This window comes from Terrirhizobium terrae (genome assembly GCF_030323265.1).
In the GTDB taxonomy this organism is placed as follows: Bacteria; Pseudomonadota; Alphaproteobacteria; order Rhizobiales; family Rhizobiaceae; genus Neorhizobium.
The window spans coordinates 2324630-2340386 of the sequence record NZ_CP104992.1; the positions used below are offsets into that span (position 1 = coordinate 2324630).

At 61.8% G+C, this 15757-nt stretch carries 9 protein-coding genes, 1 tRNA gene and 3 pseudogenes; 8 read left to right on the top strand and 5 right to left on the bottom strand.

Going from position 1 to position 15757, the window contains the following annotated elements:
* Positions 1-2 precede the first annotated feature (2 nt).
* Complete coding sequence (locus tag N7E02_RS19210; RefSeq protein ID WP_286579240.1) at positions 3-821, top strand: ABC transporter permease; 819 nt, start codon at positions 3-5, stop codon at positions 819-821.
* Here N7E02_RS19210 and N7E02_RS19215 read toward each other — a convergent pair whose 3' ends face one another.
* On the bottom strand, positions 822-1832 hold the full coding sequence (locus N7E02_RS19215) for an AsmA family protein (RefSeq protein WP_286579241.1): 1011 nt from the start codon (positions 1830-1832) through the stop codon (positions 822-824).
* Between the two features lie 11 nt (positions 1833-1843).
* Complete coding sequence (locus tag N7E02_RS19220; RefSeq protein WP_286579242.1) at positions 1844-2668, bottom strand: AsmA family protein; 825 nt, start codon at positions 2666-2668, stop codon at positions 1844-1846.
* Between the two features lie 270 nt (positions 2669-2938).
* Between N7E02_RS19220 and N7E02_RS30215 the strand changes: the two are divergent.
* Positions 2939-4783: pseudogene (locus N7E02_RS30215) on the top strand (acetoacetate--CoA ligase); the annotation flags it as partial.
* Positions 4784-5041: 258 nt separating this feature from the next.
* On the opposite strand, the gene N7E02_RS30090 reads toward N7E02_RS30215, so the two are convergent.
* Both N7E02_RS30090 and N7E02_RS30095 read right to left on the bottom strand, forming a co-directional pair.
* Positions 5042-5929, bottom strand: coding sequence for a sensor histidine kinase (locus N7E02_RS30090; RefSeq protein ID WP_374730639.1), 888 nt, complete (start codon positions 5927-5929; stop codon positions 5042-5044).
* A complete protein-coding gene (locus tag N7E02_RS30095) occupies positions 5923-9282 on the bottom strand; it encodes a PAS domain-containing protein (RefSeq protein WP_374730640.1) in 3360 nt (1119 codons plus the stop codon). The genes N7E02_RS30090 and N7E02_RS30095 overlap by 7 nt, the downstream gene beginning before the upstream one ends.
* A 260-nt stretch (positions 9283-9542) precedes the next feature.
* Here N7E02_RS30095 and N7E02_RS19235 point away from each other — a divergent pair, with 260 nt between their 5' ends.
* Together N7E02_RS19235 and N7E02_RS19240 are read left to right on the top strand one after the other, a co-directional pair.
* Positions 9543-9986, top strand: a complete 444-nt coding sequence (locus tag N7E02_RS19235; protein ID WP_286579243.1) for a phasin family protein — start codon at positions 9543-9545, stop codon at positions 9984-9986.
* 169 nt (positions 9987-10155) lie between these two features.
* Positions 10156-10232: transfer RNA gene (locus tag N7E02_RS19240), tRNA-His, on the top strand.
* Positions 10233-10320: 88 nt separating this feature from the next.
* Here N7E02_RS19240 and N7E02_RS19245 read toward each other — a convergent pair.
* Positions 10321-11231 (bottom strand): annotated as a pseudogene (locus N7E02_RS19245) (AraC family transcriptional regulator).
* A 95-nt stretch (positions 11232-11326) separates the two neighbouring features.
* Between N7E02_RS19245 and N7E02_RS19250 the strand changes: the two are divergent.
* The 4 genes and pseudogenes from N7E02_RS19250 to N7E02_RS19265 all read left to right on the top strand — a co-directional run bounded on the left by N7E02_RS19250 (position 11327) and on the right by N7E02_RS19265 (position 15651).
* Positions 11327-12070: an SDR family oxidoreductase gene (locus tag N7E02_RS19250; RefSeq protein ID WP_286579244.1), complete on the top strand. Its 744-nt coding sequence runs from the start codon at positions 11327-11329 to the stop codon at positions 12068-12070.
* Between the two features lie 421 nt (positions 12071-12491).
* Entirely contained in the window at positions 12492-14234 is a 1743-nt protein-coding gene (locus tag N7E02_RS19255; RefSeq protein ID WP_286583928.1) for an endonuclease/exonuclease/phosphatase family protein, read from the top strand.
* Positions 14231-14707: pseudogene (locus tag N7E02_RS19260) on the top strand (autotransporter outer membrane beta-barrel domain-containing protein); the annotation flags it as partial. The gene N7E02_RS19255 and the pseudogene N7E02_RS19260, both read left to right, overlap by 4 nt.
* 95 nt (positions 14708-14802) lie before the next feature.
* Complete coding sequence (locus tag N7E02_RS19265) at positions 14803-15651, top strand: autotransporter outer membrane beta-barrel domain-containing protein (RefSeq protein ID WP_286583931.1); 849 nt, start codon at positions 14803-14805, stop codon at positions 15649-15651.
* The last annotated feature ends 106 nt before the right edge of the window (positions 15652-15757 follow it).

Here is a 15757-nt window from a genome sequence, read left to right on the forward strand (position 1 = left end):
CGATGAGATCCTCACGCTTCGACGCCACCGTCCTCACCCTCGGCTTCGCCTTCCTCTATATCCCGATCATCATCCTGATCGTCTATTCCTTCAATGCTTCCCGACTGGTCACGGTGTGGGGCGGCTTCTCGCTGCACTGGTACTCGGCCATGTGGTCGAACCAGGGTCTCATGGATGCCGCCTGGATCACCGCCCGTGTCGGCGTCCTGAGCGCGACCTTCGGCACGATCCTCGGCACCTTGGCAGCACTGGCGCTGACCCGCTTTACCCGTTTCCCCGGGCGCATGGCCTTTTCCGGTATGATCTACGCGCCGATCGTCATGCCCGAAGTTATCACCGGCCTGTCGCTGCTGCTTCTCTTCGTCGCCATGGGCGTCGATCGCGGCTTCTGGACGGTCACGATAGCCCATACGACCTTCACCATGTGCTATGTGGCGATCGTCGTGCAGTCGCGGCTCCTGACCTTCGACCGCAGCCTGGAGGAGGCGGCGCTGGATCTCGGCTGCCCGCCGGTGAAAACCTTCTTCAAGATCACCCTGCCGCTGATCTTCCCGGCCGTCATCGCCGGCTGGATGCTCGCCTTCACCCTCTCGCTGGACGATCTGGTCATTGCCAGCTTCAACACGGGGCCGGGCGCCACGACGCTGCCGATCAAGATCTATTCGCAGGTTCGCCTCGGCGTGACGCCGGAAATCAATGCGATCTGCACCATCCTGATCGCGCTCGTCACGATCGGCGTCATCTGCGCCTCGCTCAGCACCAAGCGCGCCGAGGTGAAACGCATCCGCGACGAACACCTCGCGGCGCGCGGCGCCAGCTGATCATTCGCCGGGTTTCTGGCCGGGTGCCGCCGTCGGCCAGAAGACCGGGCTCGGCCATGCGCCGCCGATGAAGAGGTTGAGCGGTTTGTCGGTGCCGGCCTTCGGCGCGACGGTTGCCGACAGCGCGAAGCTGCGGTTCACCAGCGGCACGGCACCGGTCAGCGTCACGATGTCATTCGCGCCTGTAATCTGCGCCTCGCGAATATCGGCAATCCCGTCATGCACGACAGCATTCGCCTTGATGCTCTCGAAATCGAGCGATCCGTCGGAGGCTTCGCCAAGCGCGAAATAGGGCTTCTGGCCGGCAAGCTGGCGGATCGTCGAAAGGTTCAACCCGTCCAGCCGTCCGGGCCCGGAATTGAACTGCATGGTCCCGACCGCAGCATTCCAGGCATCCCGGTTCAGCGGCCGTGGCAGGTCGAGCGACAGGTCGAACGTGCCCTGCGTCGCCGGCACCGGACCGACCATGCTGAACTGCCGCGCGATCGCCGCGAAGTCGGCACCCCGCAGCGAAAGGCGGATGGCGACGGCGTCGCGTTCGTCGTCCTTGATCGTGTTGACGCGGCCGGTCAGTCGTCCGGGCTGCATGTTGCCGTCGAGGATATCGAGACGGAACTGCTGGCCGACATTCATCAAGCCAAGCGCGACGTCCTGCAACTGTACGGCGCCGAGCGCCGCCGTCCGGGCGGAGAGGCGCAAGTCCAACTCCAGTCGTTTGACGAGAGGTGGAATGCGGCCGTCGTCATCGTCGCCGATGGCCGGCTCCATAGCCTTGAGCAGACGCAGGAAATCGATGTGATCGAAAGCCAATGTACCGGAAACGCGAGGCCGGCCCTGGGTCGGCGTGTCGACCTCCAGCAGCCCCGTTGCATGCTCGTCGTTGAGCCCCAGTGACAGGTTCTCGAACCTCAGGTCGTCCCGATCGGCGATGAACTTTGCTGTCGCGGAAGCGGAATACAGGCCGTCGGCCAGCGTCGGATCGATATCCAGCCATCGCAACGTGGCGGGCATATCCGATGTTCTCAGCTCGGCGTCGCCGGAGAAATAGCCGCGCAGGAAAAGCTCGCCATGCCATTGAAGCTGGCGAGCCCGATATCGGTCGAGGCGAGACCCTGGAACTGCCCGCCCCTGCCGCCGAGCAGCAGAAGCGGCTGACTGGTGGAGACGTCGAGCGTGATCTTCCGACCCCGGAATATCGTTTCCGCATCGATCTCGACTGCGCCTGAGAGCTCGGGCCAGTCCATCGTGCCGTTGATCGCGTCGAACTGCATCGAGTGGCCGTCGCTCTCGTTGACGATCTCGATCGTGCCGTTTGTCACCTGCATCTCGCCGATTGGCGCATCGCGATCCGCGTCGAGCCTCTGGCCGCCATTGGCCTGACCGACATTCGCGATCGCTTCCATCAGCAATCCGCCATTCGTCCATTCCAGCCCGCCGGTACGGGTGCGGGTCAGCGTGACATGCGCATCGGTCAGGTGAAAGTTCTCGAAGTCCGGCCGCCCGAGCAACGCCTTGCCGAGATCGAAGGTGGCAGAAAGCTCGGCGATCTTTGCCAGCGTCTTCTCGCCTTTGCCGGTGTCCCGGTGGATTGTGACGTCGGTGAGCGTGACTTCCGGATGCGGCCAGAAGCGGATCCGCGAGACTTCGCCGATCGTCGCATTATGACCGGTCCACTGCGAAACCGAGTTCTCCATGCTTTCCCGCACCACGCTGGTGGAGATCATGAAGGGCGCGGCGATGCGGAATATGATCCCCAGCAGAACGAGGGTCGCAATCGACAGGATGAGCGCCCGGCCAAGCGGTCGGCGGGCATGCCTGCGGAAGGTGTCGACGGCGGTTTTCAGCATGGACACGCGCATATAGGAAATGTCGGCAGGGCGCAAATGGCCATGAAGGTGGCGGCAACACCATGCTTTAAGGTCGGGTGCGACATGCTATACATCGCTCGTCACGGCAATACATCCCCGCCGTGGCACGAGGAGGAAAGGGAGGTCCATGCTCGATCAGGAAAAGCCGCTTTGGAGTCCGTCGGAGGACGAGCAGCGCAGCGCGCCGCTCTACCGCTTCATCGAATGGTGCGAAACGCGCCATGGGGTCGACTTCCTGATTATGACGCCTTCCATGCATGGTCGGTTACCAAGCGCGGCGCCTTCTGGTCCGATCTCTGGGACTTCTGCGAGGTGCGGGGCGAGCGGGGCGAGACGGCTCTGGTCGATAACGGCAGCATGCTGGAAGCGCGTTTCTTTCCCGATGCCCGCCTGAACTTCGCCGAAAACCTGCTCGTGCATTCGGACAGAGAGGGCGAGGCGCTTATCTTCCGCGGCGAGGATAAGGCGCATGACAGCTGGACCTGGGGCCGACTGACCTCGGAAGTCTCGCGGCTGCAGCAGGCCTTTCGCGACATGGGCATCGGCGAGGGCGATCGTGTCGCGGCGATGATGCCCAACATGCCGGAAACCATCGCCTGCATGCTGGCGGCGGCCTCGCTCGGTGCCATCTGGTCTTCCTGCTCGCCCGATTTCGGCGAACAGGGCGTGCTCGATCGCTTCGGCCAGATCGAGCCCAAACTCTTCATCGCCTGCGACGGCTACTGGTACAACGGCAAGCGGCAGGACGTGTCGGCCAAGCTGAAGGCGGTGGCGGGAAAACTCGGCGCCCAGGTCATCGTCGTGGCCTATGCCGGGTCGGAAGAGGGGATGCCACGACGCTCGCCGCCTCGATCGACAATGCCCGCGCATATCTCGATGTCGTGAACGCCTATGCCGACCAGCCGCTCGAATTCGCCCGGCTTCCCTTCGCCCATCCGCTCTACATCCTGTTCTCGTCCGGCACGACCGGCATTCCCAAATGCATCGTCCATTCAGCCGGCGGTACGCTGCTGCAGCACCTGAAGGAGCACCGGCTCCATTGCAGCATCGAGCCGGGTGAACGACTCTTCTACTTCACCACCTGCGGCTGGATGATGTGGAACTGGCTGGTCTCGGGCCTTGCTGTCGGCGCCACCCTCTGCCTGTTCGACGGCTCGCCCTTTGCGCCGAGCGGCAATGTCCTGTTCGACTATGCGGCGGAGGAAAAGTTCGCGGTCTTCGGCACGTCGGCGAAATATATCGACGCAGTGCGCAAGTCGGGCCTGGTGCCGAAGGAGAGCCATGATCTTTCAGCACTTCGCCTGATGACCTCGACGGGATCGCCGCTCTCGCCGGAAGGGTTTTCCTTCGTCTACGAAGGCATCAGGGATGACATCCACCTCGCTTCCATTTCCGGCGGCACCGACATTGTCTCCTGCTTCGTGCTGGGCAATCCGCTGAAGCCGGTCTGGAAGGGCGAGATCCAGGGGCCGGGCCTCGGCCTCGCCGTCGACGTCTGGGACGAGGACGGCAGGCCGGTGCGCGGCGAAAAGGGCGAGCTCGTCTGCACGAAGGCTTTCCTCCATGCCGCTGATGTTCTGGAACGATCCTGACAAGGCGAAGTATCGAGCCGCCTATTTCGACCGCTTCGACAATATCTGGTGCCATGGCGACTTTGCTGAGTGGACCTCCCATGGCGGCCTGATCATCCACGGCCGCTCCGATGCAACGCTCAATCCGGGCGGCGTGCGCATCGGCACGGCGGAGATCTACAACCAGGTGGAGCAGATGGAGGAGGTCGCAGAGGCGATCTGCATTGGCCAGGACTGGCAGGACGATGTCCGCGTCGTGCTCTTTGTCCGTCTCGCAGAGGGCCGCGCGCTCGACGAGGATCTGGCCAAAGCGATCCGCAGCCGTATCCGAAGCGGTGCATCCCCGCGCCACGTACCGGCCAAGATCATTCAGGTGGCGGATATTCCCCGCACCAAGTCGGGCAAGATCGTCGAGCTTGCCGTGCGCGATATCGTCCACCGAAGGCCGGTCAGGAACAAGGAAGCGCTGGCCAATCCGGCCGCATTATCGCTCTTCGAAAACCTTGCCGAGCTCGATCATTGAGGCGGTATCAATCGGGTCCGCATCCAGCGATGACCCGGAACGGTACATGGTTAAGCTCTTGTTGATGGACGTTCCTCAAAGTCGCGCCGCTTGCCCTGATTGGATGTATAGTTCAATCGGGCGATGAGCTTCCGGGACATGAGGTCTGGCATCCTATCGTCGTTGGACAGCATTACCTCTGCAAAGGCAGCTACGCGCTGCCTTTCTTTTAAGGATACATGCACGCATAGCGCGCATCTGCGCTCAGAAGGTCGCGGATCAGCTTGCCAGTACGCGCTGCGAAGGGAACGTCACCTCGACCAGCGTGCCCTCGTTCGGCGCGGATGTGATGTTGAAGCTCGCCCGGTTGGCATCCACCATCGCCTTAGTCAGCGGCAGGCCGAGGCCGGTGCCGTCGCCGCGGTTGCGCGATGCGCCCGGTACCTGCCGGAACGGCTTCATTGCCAGCTCCAGTTCGGCGCGGCTCATGCCGATCCCGGTATCGCGGATCCTGAGCACGACGCTGCCATTCGCCTCGTAGGCAGTCGAAACGACGATCTGTCCGCCCGACGGGGTGAAGCGGATGGCGTTCGACAGGATGTTAAGCACGATCTGCTTGATCGAGCGCAGGTCGGCCACGACCTGCGGCACGGACTGCGACAGGGCGGTGCGGATGATCACCCGCTGGCCATTGGCCTGCGGCTGCACCAGCGACACGGCTTCCGACACCGTCTCGTTCAGCCCGACGGCGGCAAAATCGAGATCCAGCTCGCCGGCCTCGATCTTGGATATATCGAGCAGGTCGTTGACGATATCGAGCACATGCCGGCCCGAGCGGCCGATGTCATTGGCATATTCCACATAGCGCGGGTGGCCGACCGGGCCGAGCCGCTCCGAGCCCATCATGTCGGCAAAGCCGATGATGGCGTTGAGCGGCGTGCGGATCTCGTGGCTGACATGCGCCAGGAATTCGCTCTTGTGGGCATTGGCGGTTTCTGCCGCGCGCTTTGCCGCCCGCAATTCGTCCTCGGTCCTCTTCCACTGAGTAATGTCGCGGATCACGGCGCAGAAGCCGTTGGAGGAGGTCAGCCGGCCGATCGTCATGAACAGCGGAATGAAGCCGCCTGACGCCTCGCGGCCGATCACCTCGCGCCCGTCATTCAGCACGCTGGCGACGCCGGTGCCGGAAAGCCCCCGAGATAGTCGATCACGGCACGCTGGCTCTCATGCGCAAAGAGCGTGACGAAGGGCTGGCCGTTGATTTCATCGCCGTCGAAATTGAACAGCGCGCTGGCCGCCCGGTTGATCGAGCGCACTTCGCCGCCCGAACCGATGATCACGACGCCATCGGTCGCCGTCTCCAGTATGGCGCGCAATTCCTCCACCTCGACCTGCAGCTTCGCCAGCTGGTCGGCGTTGCGCAGCGCATTCAGCGGAATGACATCGGCTTCCGTCTCGTCCGTATCCACGGCCTCCGGTGTCGCAACCGGCATCAGCGCCAGCATCAGGGCCGCCGCATCGTTCCAGCGGATCGACTGCAGCCGCGCCGTCACCGGCACGATCGCATCGTCCGCACGGACCACGACCATGCTGCCCGCTTCCGATCCCTGGCCTTCCAGCTCCTGCCGCTGCAAGAGCGCATCAAGCCCGCCGACATCCGACAGCGCCTCGAGCGAGGCGTAGCCCGTCAGCGTCAGGAATTCGGGATTGGCATGGATCAGTGCGTCGCCGGCATGCACCAGCAGTGCCACAGGCATCTGGTCGACGATTTCTGCCGACAGGTCAGCCCGCTCACGACCGGACAGCATCGAAGCATAGGCTTCCGCTTCCACCGAACGGCTCGGCTCTTCCACTGGTGCTTCCGCTACCGGCTCCTCGGTTTCAGTCTCATCAGCTTCCTTCGGCCCGGCCTCGCCATGCGTGTCGCTCGACGATTGGTCGGCGTCCGCCGCTTCCGGCTGGATGCTCTCCGCGTCGCCGGTCATCTCATCGTCTGCTGCGACGTCTTCGTCGACGGCCTGCGCGACCGCATCGTCCTCGGCCGCCTCTTGAGCTGAAGCATCGCCCAACAGTTCGTCGTCTGCCTGCTCGTCTCCGGCCTGGATCCGTTGCGTTTCTTCGTCGTCAATCGCGGAAATCGGGTCTTCGCCGGCGGGCGAGGGCAGTTCGATATCGCTCGACTGGACCTCATCCGTCGCGTCGTCCGATTCATTATCCTGACCGGCAAGCGAGGTCGCATCGTCTTCCGAAAGCACCGTCTCTTCGCCAAAGCCGGTTGCAGACGAATCTTCCGCCACCTTCCCGGCATCGGCTCCTTCGGCTTCATCCGAAGGCCGCGCGATCGTGTCGAGACGTCGTCCGATTTCCTGGAATGCGGCCTGCTCGCCCGGGCTCAATCGCGAGCGGCGCTCTTCAAGCTGGATCACCTTGTCGGAATGTTCCCTGGCGGGCGTCTCGACCAGCCTCAGAGCCGGCTTTTCGCCTGCGGGCCATTCGTCGGATGAGGCGGCATCGTCCTCATCGGCGACGCCGGTGGTCCTGTCGGACGCGGCGTCGTTTTCATTTGCCGCAAGGGCCGGCACGAGGTCATCTGAAGCAGAGGCCTTGTCGTCGGCCCGGTCCTCAATGGCTTGATCACGAACGGTAAGGCCTTCAGCGATATCGTCCTCTTCGCCTTCGACTTCGCTTTGGCTTTCCCTATCCAGATACTGATCCCGCTCAAGAGCAGCTGCGTCGCCCTCGGCTGCTTCAACACCTGCAAGCAATGAGGGGCTCGCCGTCCTGTCGTCAGGCGTCGATCCGAGCGAAAGCCCGGCTGCGTTCGGATCCTCGGCCGCATCCGCCAGGCGCACGATGCCGAAGCCGCGGAAGCCGTCGAATTCGCGCGTCCGGGTATAGGTCGGGAGGGCGGCGAGATCGACGGGCACGACCAGCGACGTACCCTCGACCGGCCACCAGATTGTCTTGCCCGACCATGTATCACGCTTGCCGAGAAGCTCGCTGATCTTGCCTTCTGGATCGAGATTGAAAAGTGCTGCTAGATCGGAAAAAGCCATACCGGCAATGTCGGCCGCATGCGGGCCGACTGCCTCGGCAAATTCCTTGGAGATCTCGCTGAAATGCCCGCTGGCATCGATCTTCCAGACGAAGCGCACGGCGCGCATCTGGCGCACGTCAGGCTTGGCGACCGGCTGCTCGGTCGCGTTGTCTTCGGCAAGCTCTGCGGTTGGCACCGGCTGATCGGAAACGGCTGCCTCGGTCACCTCTTCATTCGCAGGCAGCTCGGTTGATTCTTCTTCGTTCAGGTCCGCATCGCCAACGGCATCAGCCGGGACCGGCAGATCGGCTGCATCCACCGCCTTAGGCGATGTGTCTCCTGCCGCTTCCCGTTCAGTAATGTCGTGTTGGACGTCTTCGTCGGCCGCCGTGTATTCCGGCATAAGCTCTTCGAGCGCCACGTCCGTCGCCGAGATCTCGGTGTCGGCGGAGTTGACCGCCGCGTCATCGATTTCGGCATCGGCGAGCGCATCGTGATCAGACGCAACCTCATCCAGTACCTCGGCCTCTTCCGCAACATCGGCGGTCTCAGAAGCCACGTCGCCATCAGCATCTCCGCTGATAGATGCATCAGAGTCTTCATCCGTCTGCGACGCGTTCTCGGCGTCTGTCGAGATGCCGTCGAGCGAGATTTCCTCTTCCGCCTCGGGATTTTCCTCGATTGCCGCAACCGCGTTCAGGGCATCCTCGTAGTCGCTTTGCAGCTCGCCGTCCGCGGCCGGTTCGGCTGGTGCATCGGCGAACGCTTGTGGTGCGACGGCGGGTGCAATCGGTGCAACCACCGTGACCGCGCTGCGCGTCTTGGCCATGCCGACGACAAAGAGAAGGTGAAATGCGGGATCTTCCGACACCGTGCCGATCGCCGCTGGCAGATATCCGCTGGCAGTGGAGATCGGACGCTTGATCAACCGGTTCCGGTCGTTGCCGACCATCGACACCAGCATCCGCGCCGTCTGCGAAGAGATGTTGAGGCCGGCGAACTCGCCCGACGAGGCCAGCACGGCGCCGTCACCGTCGAGAACCGCCATATGGGTTTCCGGATCATCGAGGCCCTCGATCAACCGCGCCGCGCGCTCGGCCTGCGAAAGCTTCCGATTGTCGGCCGGTAGCGCCAGCATGATGCATGTTCGGCCCTGAAAGCGGATCATCTCGCAGGTCGCCTGCACGGCGATGCGCGAGAAGCCGGATGCGATGCGGATGGTGAAGGTGCGCCGGTCGCCGACGGCCTGCAGCGAGCGCGCGATCGGTTCCACCTGGCGGAACATCAGCTCGGAGCGGTCGGCGCCCTGGTCGAGGAAATCATAAATCGACGAGAAACCGAAAAGCTGCGCACCACGACCGTTCGCCCAGCAGACGGAGCGAAGCTCGGGCGTGAAGATAGCCACCGCCATACCCGCTGCAAAGGCTTCGCGGACACGCTCGTGTACGGCGAGGTCGATGAATGGGTATTGCACTTCCGACATGGGTAAACCTGTAAGTTCACATGTAGGGCGGGCATGCCCGCAGCCTGGTTTGACATTAACCTCTTGTTAATATCCCGACCCCTTCAAGGGTCCACAAGAGAGCATGGGAACGCGCAAACAAGGTTAATGTGGGTCGGGTTGTGCAAGACGCAATATGTTGCAATGCACAATGGCGTCGGCTATATTTCGTGCAGAACAGGACCGGCGATGCCTGTTTTTTCGCCGGGCCAGCTTCGTGCCAGATTCTGGGAGGAACGGTTTTGGCTTATACTGATGACATCTTCTCGTTTTCCGTTTTCGATCCTGCAAAGCTGACGCAGAGTTGGCGCGAATTTGCGGAAAAAGGCGCGAGCCATTCCCAGAACACCTACGGTAAGATGAAATCGGCCGCGGAGGAAGCCTCCCGCACCATGGAATCCACAATCCATTCGGCCCAGGCGGGCACGATGGAAATGGGTCTGAAGGCGATCGATGCTTTCCGCGAAAATACCCAGGCGTCGCTTGCTCACATGGAAAGCCTGATGGGCGCCAAATCCATGTCGGAAGTGCTGGAACTGCAGACGACATTCGTGCGCAAGCAGGCCGAGCTTTCCGTCGAGCAGGCCCGCGGCATGCAGGAAGCGGCCCGCAAGGTTGCCGACGAACTGTCGAAGCCCGGCCAGGAAGCCGCCGAAAAGGTGATGAACACCTTCAAGCCGTCCTGATAGGCAAAAGCGATCGCGCCAATGGCCGTATTCCACTTTGGTTGCGGCGGTTCGGCGAATTGGCCTTGAACCTCTACCCGGCGATATGCTCAATTTTTGTCGGCGGGCAGACTTGCAAATTTCATTCGATGGCCGTATGTGACCCCTCAATATCGCTGCGGCGATGTGTGCGGTTGTAGCTCAGTTGGTTAGAGCGCAGGTTTGTGGCACCTGAGGTCGGTGGTTCGACCCCACTCAACCGTACCATTCTTCTCTCCCGGAAAGTCTGATAGTCACAGGGACTTGCCGGGAGAGAAGAAAATTCTCTGCCAACGTCAACACTCTTCCTCATTCATCATGGATCCGAGCCACAAGCCTCCCGGACGTACTGTGTCGGGGGAACGCCGACGAACCGTGTGAAGGCGACGCTGAAGGCACTGGCGGAGCCGTAGCCGACACGATCGGCGATTTCCTTGATGCCGCCTTCGCCGCGACGCAGCATGTTCTTGGCGAGCGCCATCCGCCAGGACAGCAGATATTCCATCGGCGCGACACCCATCGCTTTGCGGAACCGGGCAAAAAGACGGATCGCGACAATGCGGCCTCGCTTGCCAGTTGCTCCACGCTCCAGTCCCGCCGCGGATCTTCATGCAGCTTTCGGATCGTGGGGGCCAGCCGTTCATCGGAAAGCCCGCGCATCAGTCCCACGGGTGGGTTGCCGTCGGATACGAAGCGCAGCGCCTCGATCAGAAGTACTTCCAGCATCCGCGCCAGGATCATCTCGCGAGCCGGCTTTTCGTCGCGTGCCTCGTCCCTGATCAGCTGGACGATGGTCGCAAACCGTTTCTCGCCGCGCACATGAATGAGGTTTGGAAGCAGTGAGACGAGCAAGGTCGCGTCCGGCGAGCCGAATGCAATGCCGCCGACCAGCATTCTCACATCCGCCGGGCCGTCCGGATTACCATGTCGCGTTTCGTCCGCGAGCTTGGTCACCGCAAGCGGATCGGCGTCGCCCGTATCGGTGGTGTCGATGCTGGACATGACGAAGCCAGAGCTCGCCGGGATCAGGATGAAATCGTCCTTCTGAAGCTCTATCGGCGCTTGCCCATCGAGCGTGAGAAGCGACTTGCCTTCAAGAATGACGGAGAAGAGCGGCCTTTGGGTGACGGAACCATCGACACGCCATGGACCGGAACCGCTCGCCATTTTCGAAAACGGCAGGCTTGGCTGCAGAAGAGCAACGACTTCGGCAAAGGGATCGGTCAAGTCAGGACTCTTGAAAACGAAACAAGGACTTTCGATTATAGAACGTCCCGGCTTCAATATCTACTTTCATGCAATCATCCATGAAAGGGGTTCTCATGAAAACCGTACTTATCACAGGCTGCTCATCCGGTTTCGGCCTCGACATCGCCAAATACTTCCTGGAGCGCGACTGGAAAGTCATCGCCACGATGCGCACACCGAACCAGGATATCCTGCCGCCCTCGGAAAATCTCCGCATTCTTCCTCTCGACGTTACGGATGAGGGCAGCATTCGCCGCGCGATCGAGGCCGCAGGCCCGATCGATGTCCTCGTCAATAATGCGGGCATCGGCTGGCTGAATGCACTGGAGGGAACGCCGATCGACGTCGCACGCGACCTATTCGAGACGAATACCCTGGGCACGATGCGGATGGTGCAGGCGGTCCTGCCGCAGTTTCGCGAGAGGAAGGCGGGCACCATCGTCAATGTCACCTCCAGCGTCACGCTGAAATCGCTGCCGCTTCTCTCTGTCTATACGGCAAGCAAGGCCGCCGTGAATGCCTTCACGGAATCGCTTGCGCTGGAACTCCAGCCGTTCGGAATTGACGTAAAGGTCGTGCTCCCGGGTGCCGCTCCCGCAACCAGCTTCGGTAAGACGGCCCTGGCGCGGATGCAGGGGATCGGCGGATTCCATGAAGCTTATGCCGATTACGCCAAGAACATTCTCGGCGGGATGCGCGAAAGGACCGAGGTTACCCATTCCAGTGACGTGGCCGAGGCCGTCTGGCGGGCTGCGACCGATCGCTCCGCCCCGATGCGTCTTCCCGCGGGCGCCGATGCGCTGGCGCTCGCCCGCTAACCGCTGCAAGCATGACCGTAACGCCGCCGGGCCATTCATCTGATCCGGCGGCCCCCGCCCTCCGGTTCAGGTCATCGTTGACGGGAAGATACGCACGAAATTGACCGCTTGCGGCCTGCCTGATCGTTCTACGTTTCAGCGACCGCTCCCGGAAAAGTTGCGCCAATCCTCAAAATGTAAAAAAACTGACATTTGAGTATGCAAATTGACATTCCGTCCGCTGGCGCGTGGTGGCTGTAATTTTCGGCTCGTCCGTTGCGCTCGTCTGGGTCGCGTTCAAACGGAGTGTTACGTGCTTATCGACGGAAAAATTTCAAAGCCAAAGTCCTACGGTTTCAATTTCGCTGCCCGGCTTCTGTCTGGTGTGGCCCTATCACTTTTGATGGTCGGCACTTCGCATGCCGATGATGGCACCTTGCGCATGCTCTCCCTCAACATCTGGAACAAGTTCAAGCAGACGCCGGAAGTGACCAGGGATTTCATGGTCAATGGCAATTGGGACGTGCTGATGTTCCAGGAAGCCAATGGCAGCCGTTATGTGTCCGACATTCCCGGCATGCTTGAGGATGCCGGTCGCGGCACCTATGGCGGCAACCTGATCGGCGATGTCGGGATCATCTCCCGTCTTCCGGGAGATTTCGGCAGCTATACGGCCCCGGGCGTGAGCACGCAGGGCCGTTACGTGAGCTATCAGGTCATCGATGGCGATGCGGGAAGACCGCAGACCACCGTCGGCACGGTCCATCTGGACTATAGCGACGAGGCGACCAAGCGCGTTACCGAGGCCAAGGCGATCAATGCCTGGGCCAAGTCGGCCTCGCATCCCCTGATCCTATCGGGCGATTTCAACGCGGGCGACGTGTCCGAGCGCGGCCTTCATTCCAAGAGCCAGCAGGAGCTTCTGCTGCGCATCTACACCAAGAGCCCGAACAACGCCTTCTATTACAGCCTTCTCGGTCAGTATGCGAAGGACAAGACGGCGCTGGACAAGTTCATTGCGGACTGGCGCGGAAAGGGTACTGCGGCGATCGATGGGGCGGCGATCCCATCGGATCTCTTTGCCGACGAGACCTATCCAGTTGCCGGCAACACGCCGCAAACGATGAACATCCTGAAAAAGCAATTCATGCTGCTGCAAACCGATGGCGAGCGCGAACAGTTCGCACCGCATGAACTGAATGACGGCAGCGCCACCTGGCCGTCTGCCGGTGAAGATGCCACCAATACCTGGGGCAGCTGGCACCGCGTCAAGATCGACCATTTCCTCGCGTCGCGGCCCTTCGGCAAGTGGTACACGATCGCCGACGATCCGAATGACCCCTATCTCGGCGTCATCAAGGATGTCTACGTCACCAGACCTGACGGCACCACCACGCCGCTTTCCGATCACGAGCCGGTCGCCCACGAGTTCCGCTGGGTCGGTCCGAGCCTCGAAACCTACAAGGAGACGGCCGACAATGTCGAAGTCGACCGGACGCGGATCGTCTGGGGCGAAGATGCCACGACCTTCGGCGAAAAGGGCAAGGAGTTCTACCTCACCCGCAACAACATGCGGCAGGACGTCTATCTCGGCCAGATCTCCGACGAAAACGGCAATCCGATTCTCACCGGTCTGACCGATGCAGAGAAGAAGACGCTGCTCGACTGCAAGAGCGGCGATCCGCGCTTTGCCAAGGCCATCGCCGAATACTGTATCGACGATCACAGCTTCATCGGCGAGACGCTTGTGAAGGACGGCGGCACGGTCATCGTCGATGAAGACGCGGCCCTCGGCAATGTCAGCGCCGACCTGCGGCTCGACAACGGCGCCTTGCGCATCGCCGGCACCGGTATGCAGAAGCTCGACCGCTCAGTCGTTCTCGAAGCCGGCGGCGGCACGCTCGATATTGCCGAAGCATCGAATTCCGTCCTCGTGGACCGCGCGATCTCTGGCGCGGGTGGCCTTACGAAGACGGGCAAGGGCACTCTCGATCTCACAGCCACCAACACTTATACCGGTGACACCTCCGTCAGGGAGGACGCCTTGCGGTCAATGGATCGATCGCTGGCTCCGGCAAGACGACAGTCTATGATGGTGGCATCATCGGCGGTAACGGCACCGTCGGCGATCTTGCCATCGCAAGCGGCGGAACGCTTGCGCCGGGCAATTCCATCGGCACCTTGACCGTCGACGGCAATCTCGATCTCGCCAAGGGATCGGTCTATCAGGTCGAGGTGGACGAGGCGGGCAAGACCGACCGTGTTGTGGTCAGCGGCAAGACGACGATTGCCGGCGGTACCGTCATGAACATCGCGACGGGCACCACTTACAAGCCGCTTACCGATTATTCGATCATCAGCTCGGCCGGCGGCATCGAAGGATCTTTCGATGCGATCGTTTCCAACTTCGCCTTCCTTGATCCGAGCCTGTCCTATGACGGCGGTTCGCTGAGCATGCGTCTGGAGCGCAACGACACGGCGTTCGATAGCGTCACCGGTACGTTCAATCAGCGTCAGACAGCGTTCGGCATCGACACCCTCGGCTTCGGTTCGACGCTTTACGATGCGATCGTCACGCTGGACGAGGAAACCGCCCGGTCCGCCTTTGCGCAACTCGGCGGCGAGATCCATGCATCCACCTATGGAGCGCTGCTCGACAACAGCCAGACAGTTCGCGAAGCAGCCTATGACCGCCTGCGCTCGCGGCTCGGCGGAGCCTCCGGCACGACGGAACTCAGCATCGATGGCGAGGAATCCGTTCAGGCGCAGCCGGTGCCGATGCCCTCGGCCTCTGGACCAAGGGCTATGGAAGCTGGGCCGAGAAGGATGGCGACGGCAACGCCTATGGCATTGACCAGTCCTCCGGCGGTGTGATGGTCGGTGTCGACGGCACGATCGGCGACGACTGGCGGGTCGGCCTGTTCGGTGGATATGGCCATACCTCAGTGTCCATCAATGGCCTGGCCTCGAAGAGCGATACCGACCAGGTCGATCTTGGCGTTTATGCCGGGACCTATCTCGGCCCAGTTGGCCTGCGCTTCGGCGCCGCCCATAGCTGGAACGACATCGACAGCGAACGCTCGGTCTTCATTCCCACTCTCAACGAGCGGCTGAAAGCCGGCTATAATGCCTCCACATCCCAGGTCTTCGGCGAGATCAGCTATCAGCACACGGTCGGCCAGGCCGTGCTGGAGCCTTTCGCAAACCTCGCCTATGTCCACTTCGAGAATGACAGTTTCTCCGAACGTGGCGGTGCCGCAGCGCTTTCAGTCGAGGATGGCAGCCAAAACACCGTCTTCACCGAGATCGGTCTAAGGGCGGCAACGGAGGTCGCCCTGCAGGAAACCGTTGCAACGCTGCACGGCTCGGTCAGCTGGCGCCATGCGGATGGTGACGTCACGCCTGAGACGAAAATGGCATTTCCTGGCGGCAGTGCCTTCGAGGTCCACGGCGCGCCGCTGGCCGAAGACGTTGCAGTCTTGAATGCAGGGGTAAGCTTCAATCTCGGTGCCAGCGCTGCGGTCGGCTTGTCCTATACCGGCCAGTTCGGTTCCGGTGCCAGCCAGAACGGCATCAACGGCTATCTCGGCGTGAAATTCTGACGCTTTCGGTATGCAAAATCTCTGGCCCGTCGATCAGGGCCGGAGAACTTCCCATGGAAACGATTTCGAACCCGCGCTACGCTTGACAAGCGTTGCGCGGTTTATC

Excerpts from the sequence above, each read along its gene's own strand:
- N7E02_RS19220 (WP_286579242.1), bottom strand. The coding sequence starts at position 2,668 with ATGCTGAAAACCGCCGTCGACACCTTCCGCAGGCATGCCCGCCGACCG.
- N7E02_RS19210 (WP_286579240.1), top strand. The coding sequence starts at position 3 with ATGAGATCCTCACGCTTCGACGCCACCGTCCTCACCCTCGGCTTCGCC.
- N7E02_RS19215 (WP_286579241.1), bottom strand. The coding sequence starts at position 1,832 with ATGCCCGCCACGTTGCGATGGCTGGATATCGATCCGACGCTGGCCGAC.
- N7E02_RS19250 (WP_286579244.1), top strand. The coding sequence starts at position 11,327 with ATGAAAACCGTACTTATCACAGGCTGCTCATCCGGTTTCGGCCTCGAC.
- N7E02_RS30095 (WP_374730640.1), bottom strand. The coding sequence starts at position 9,282 with ATGTCGGAAGTGCAATACCCATTCATCGACCTCGCCGTACACGAGCGT.
- N7E02_RS19255 (WP_286583928.1), top strand. The coding sequence starts at position 12,492 with ATGCTCTCCCTCAACATCTGGAACAAGTTCAAGCAGACGCCGGAAGTG.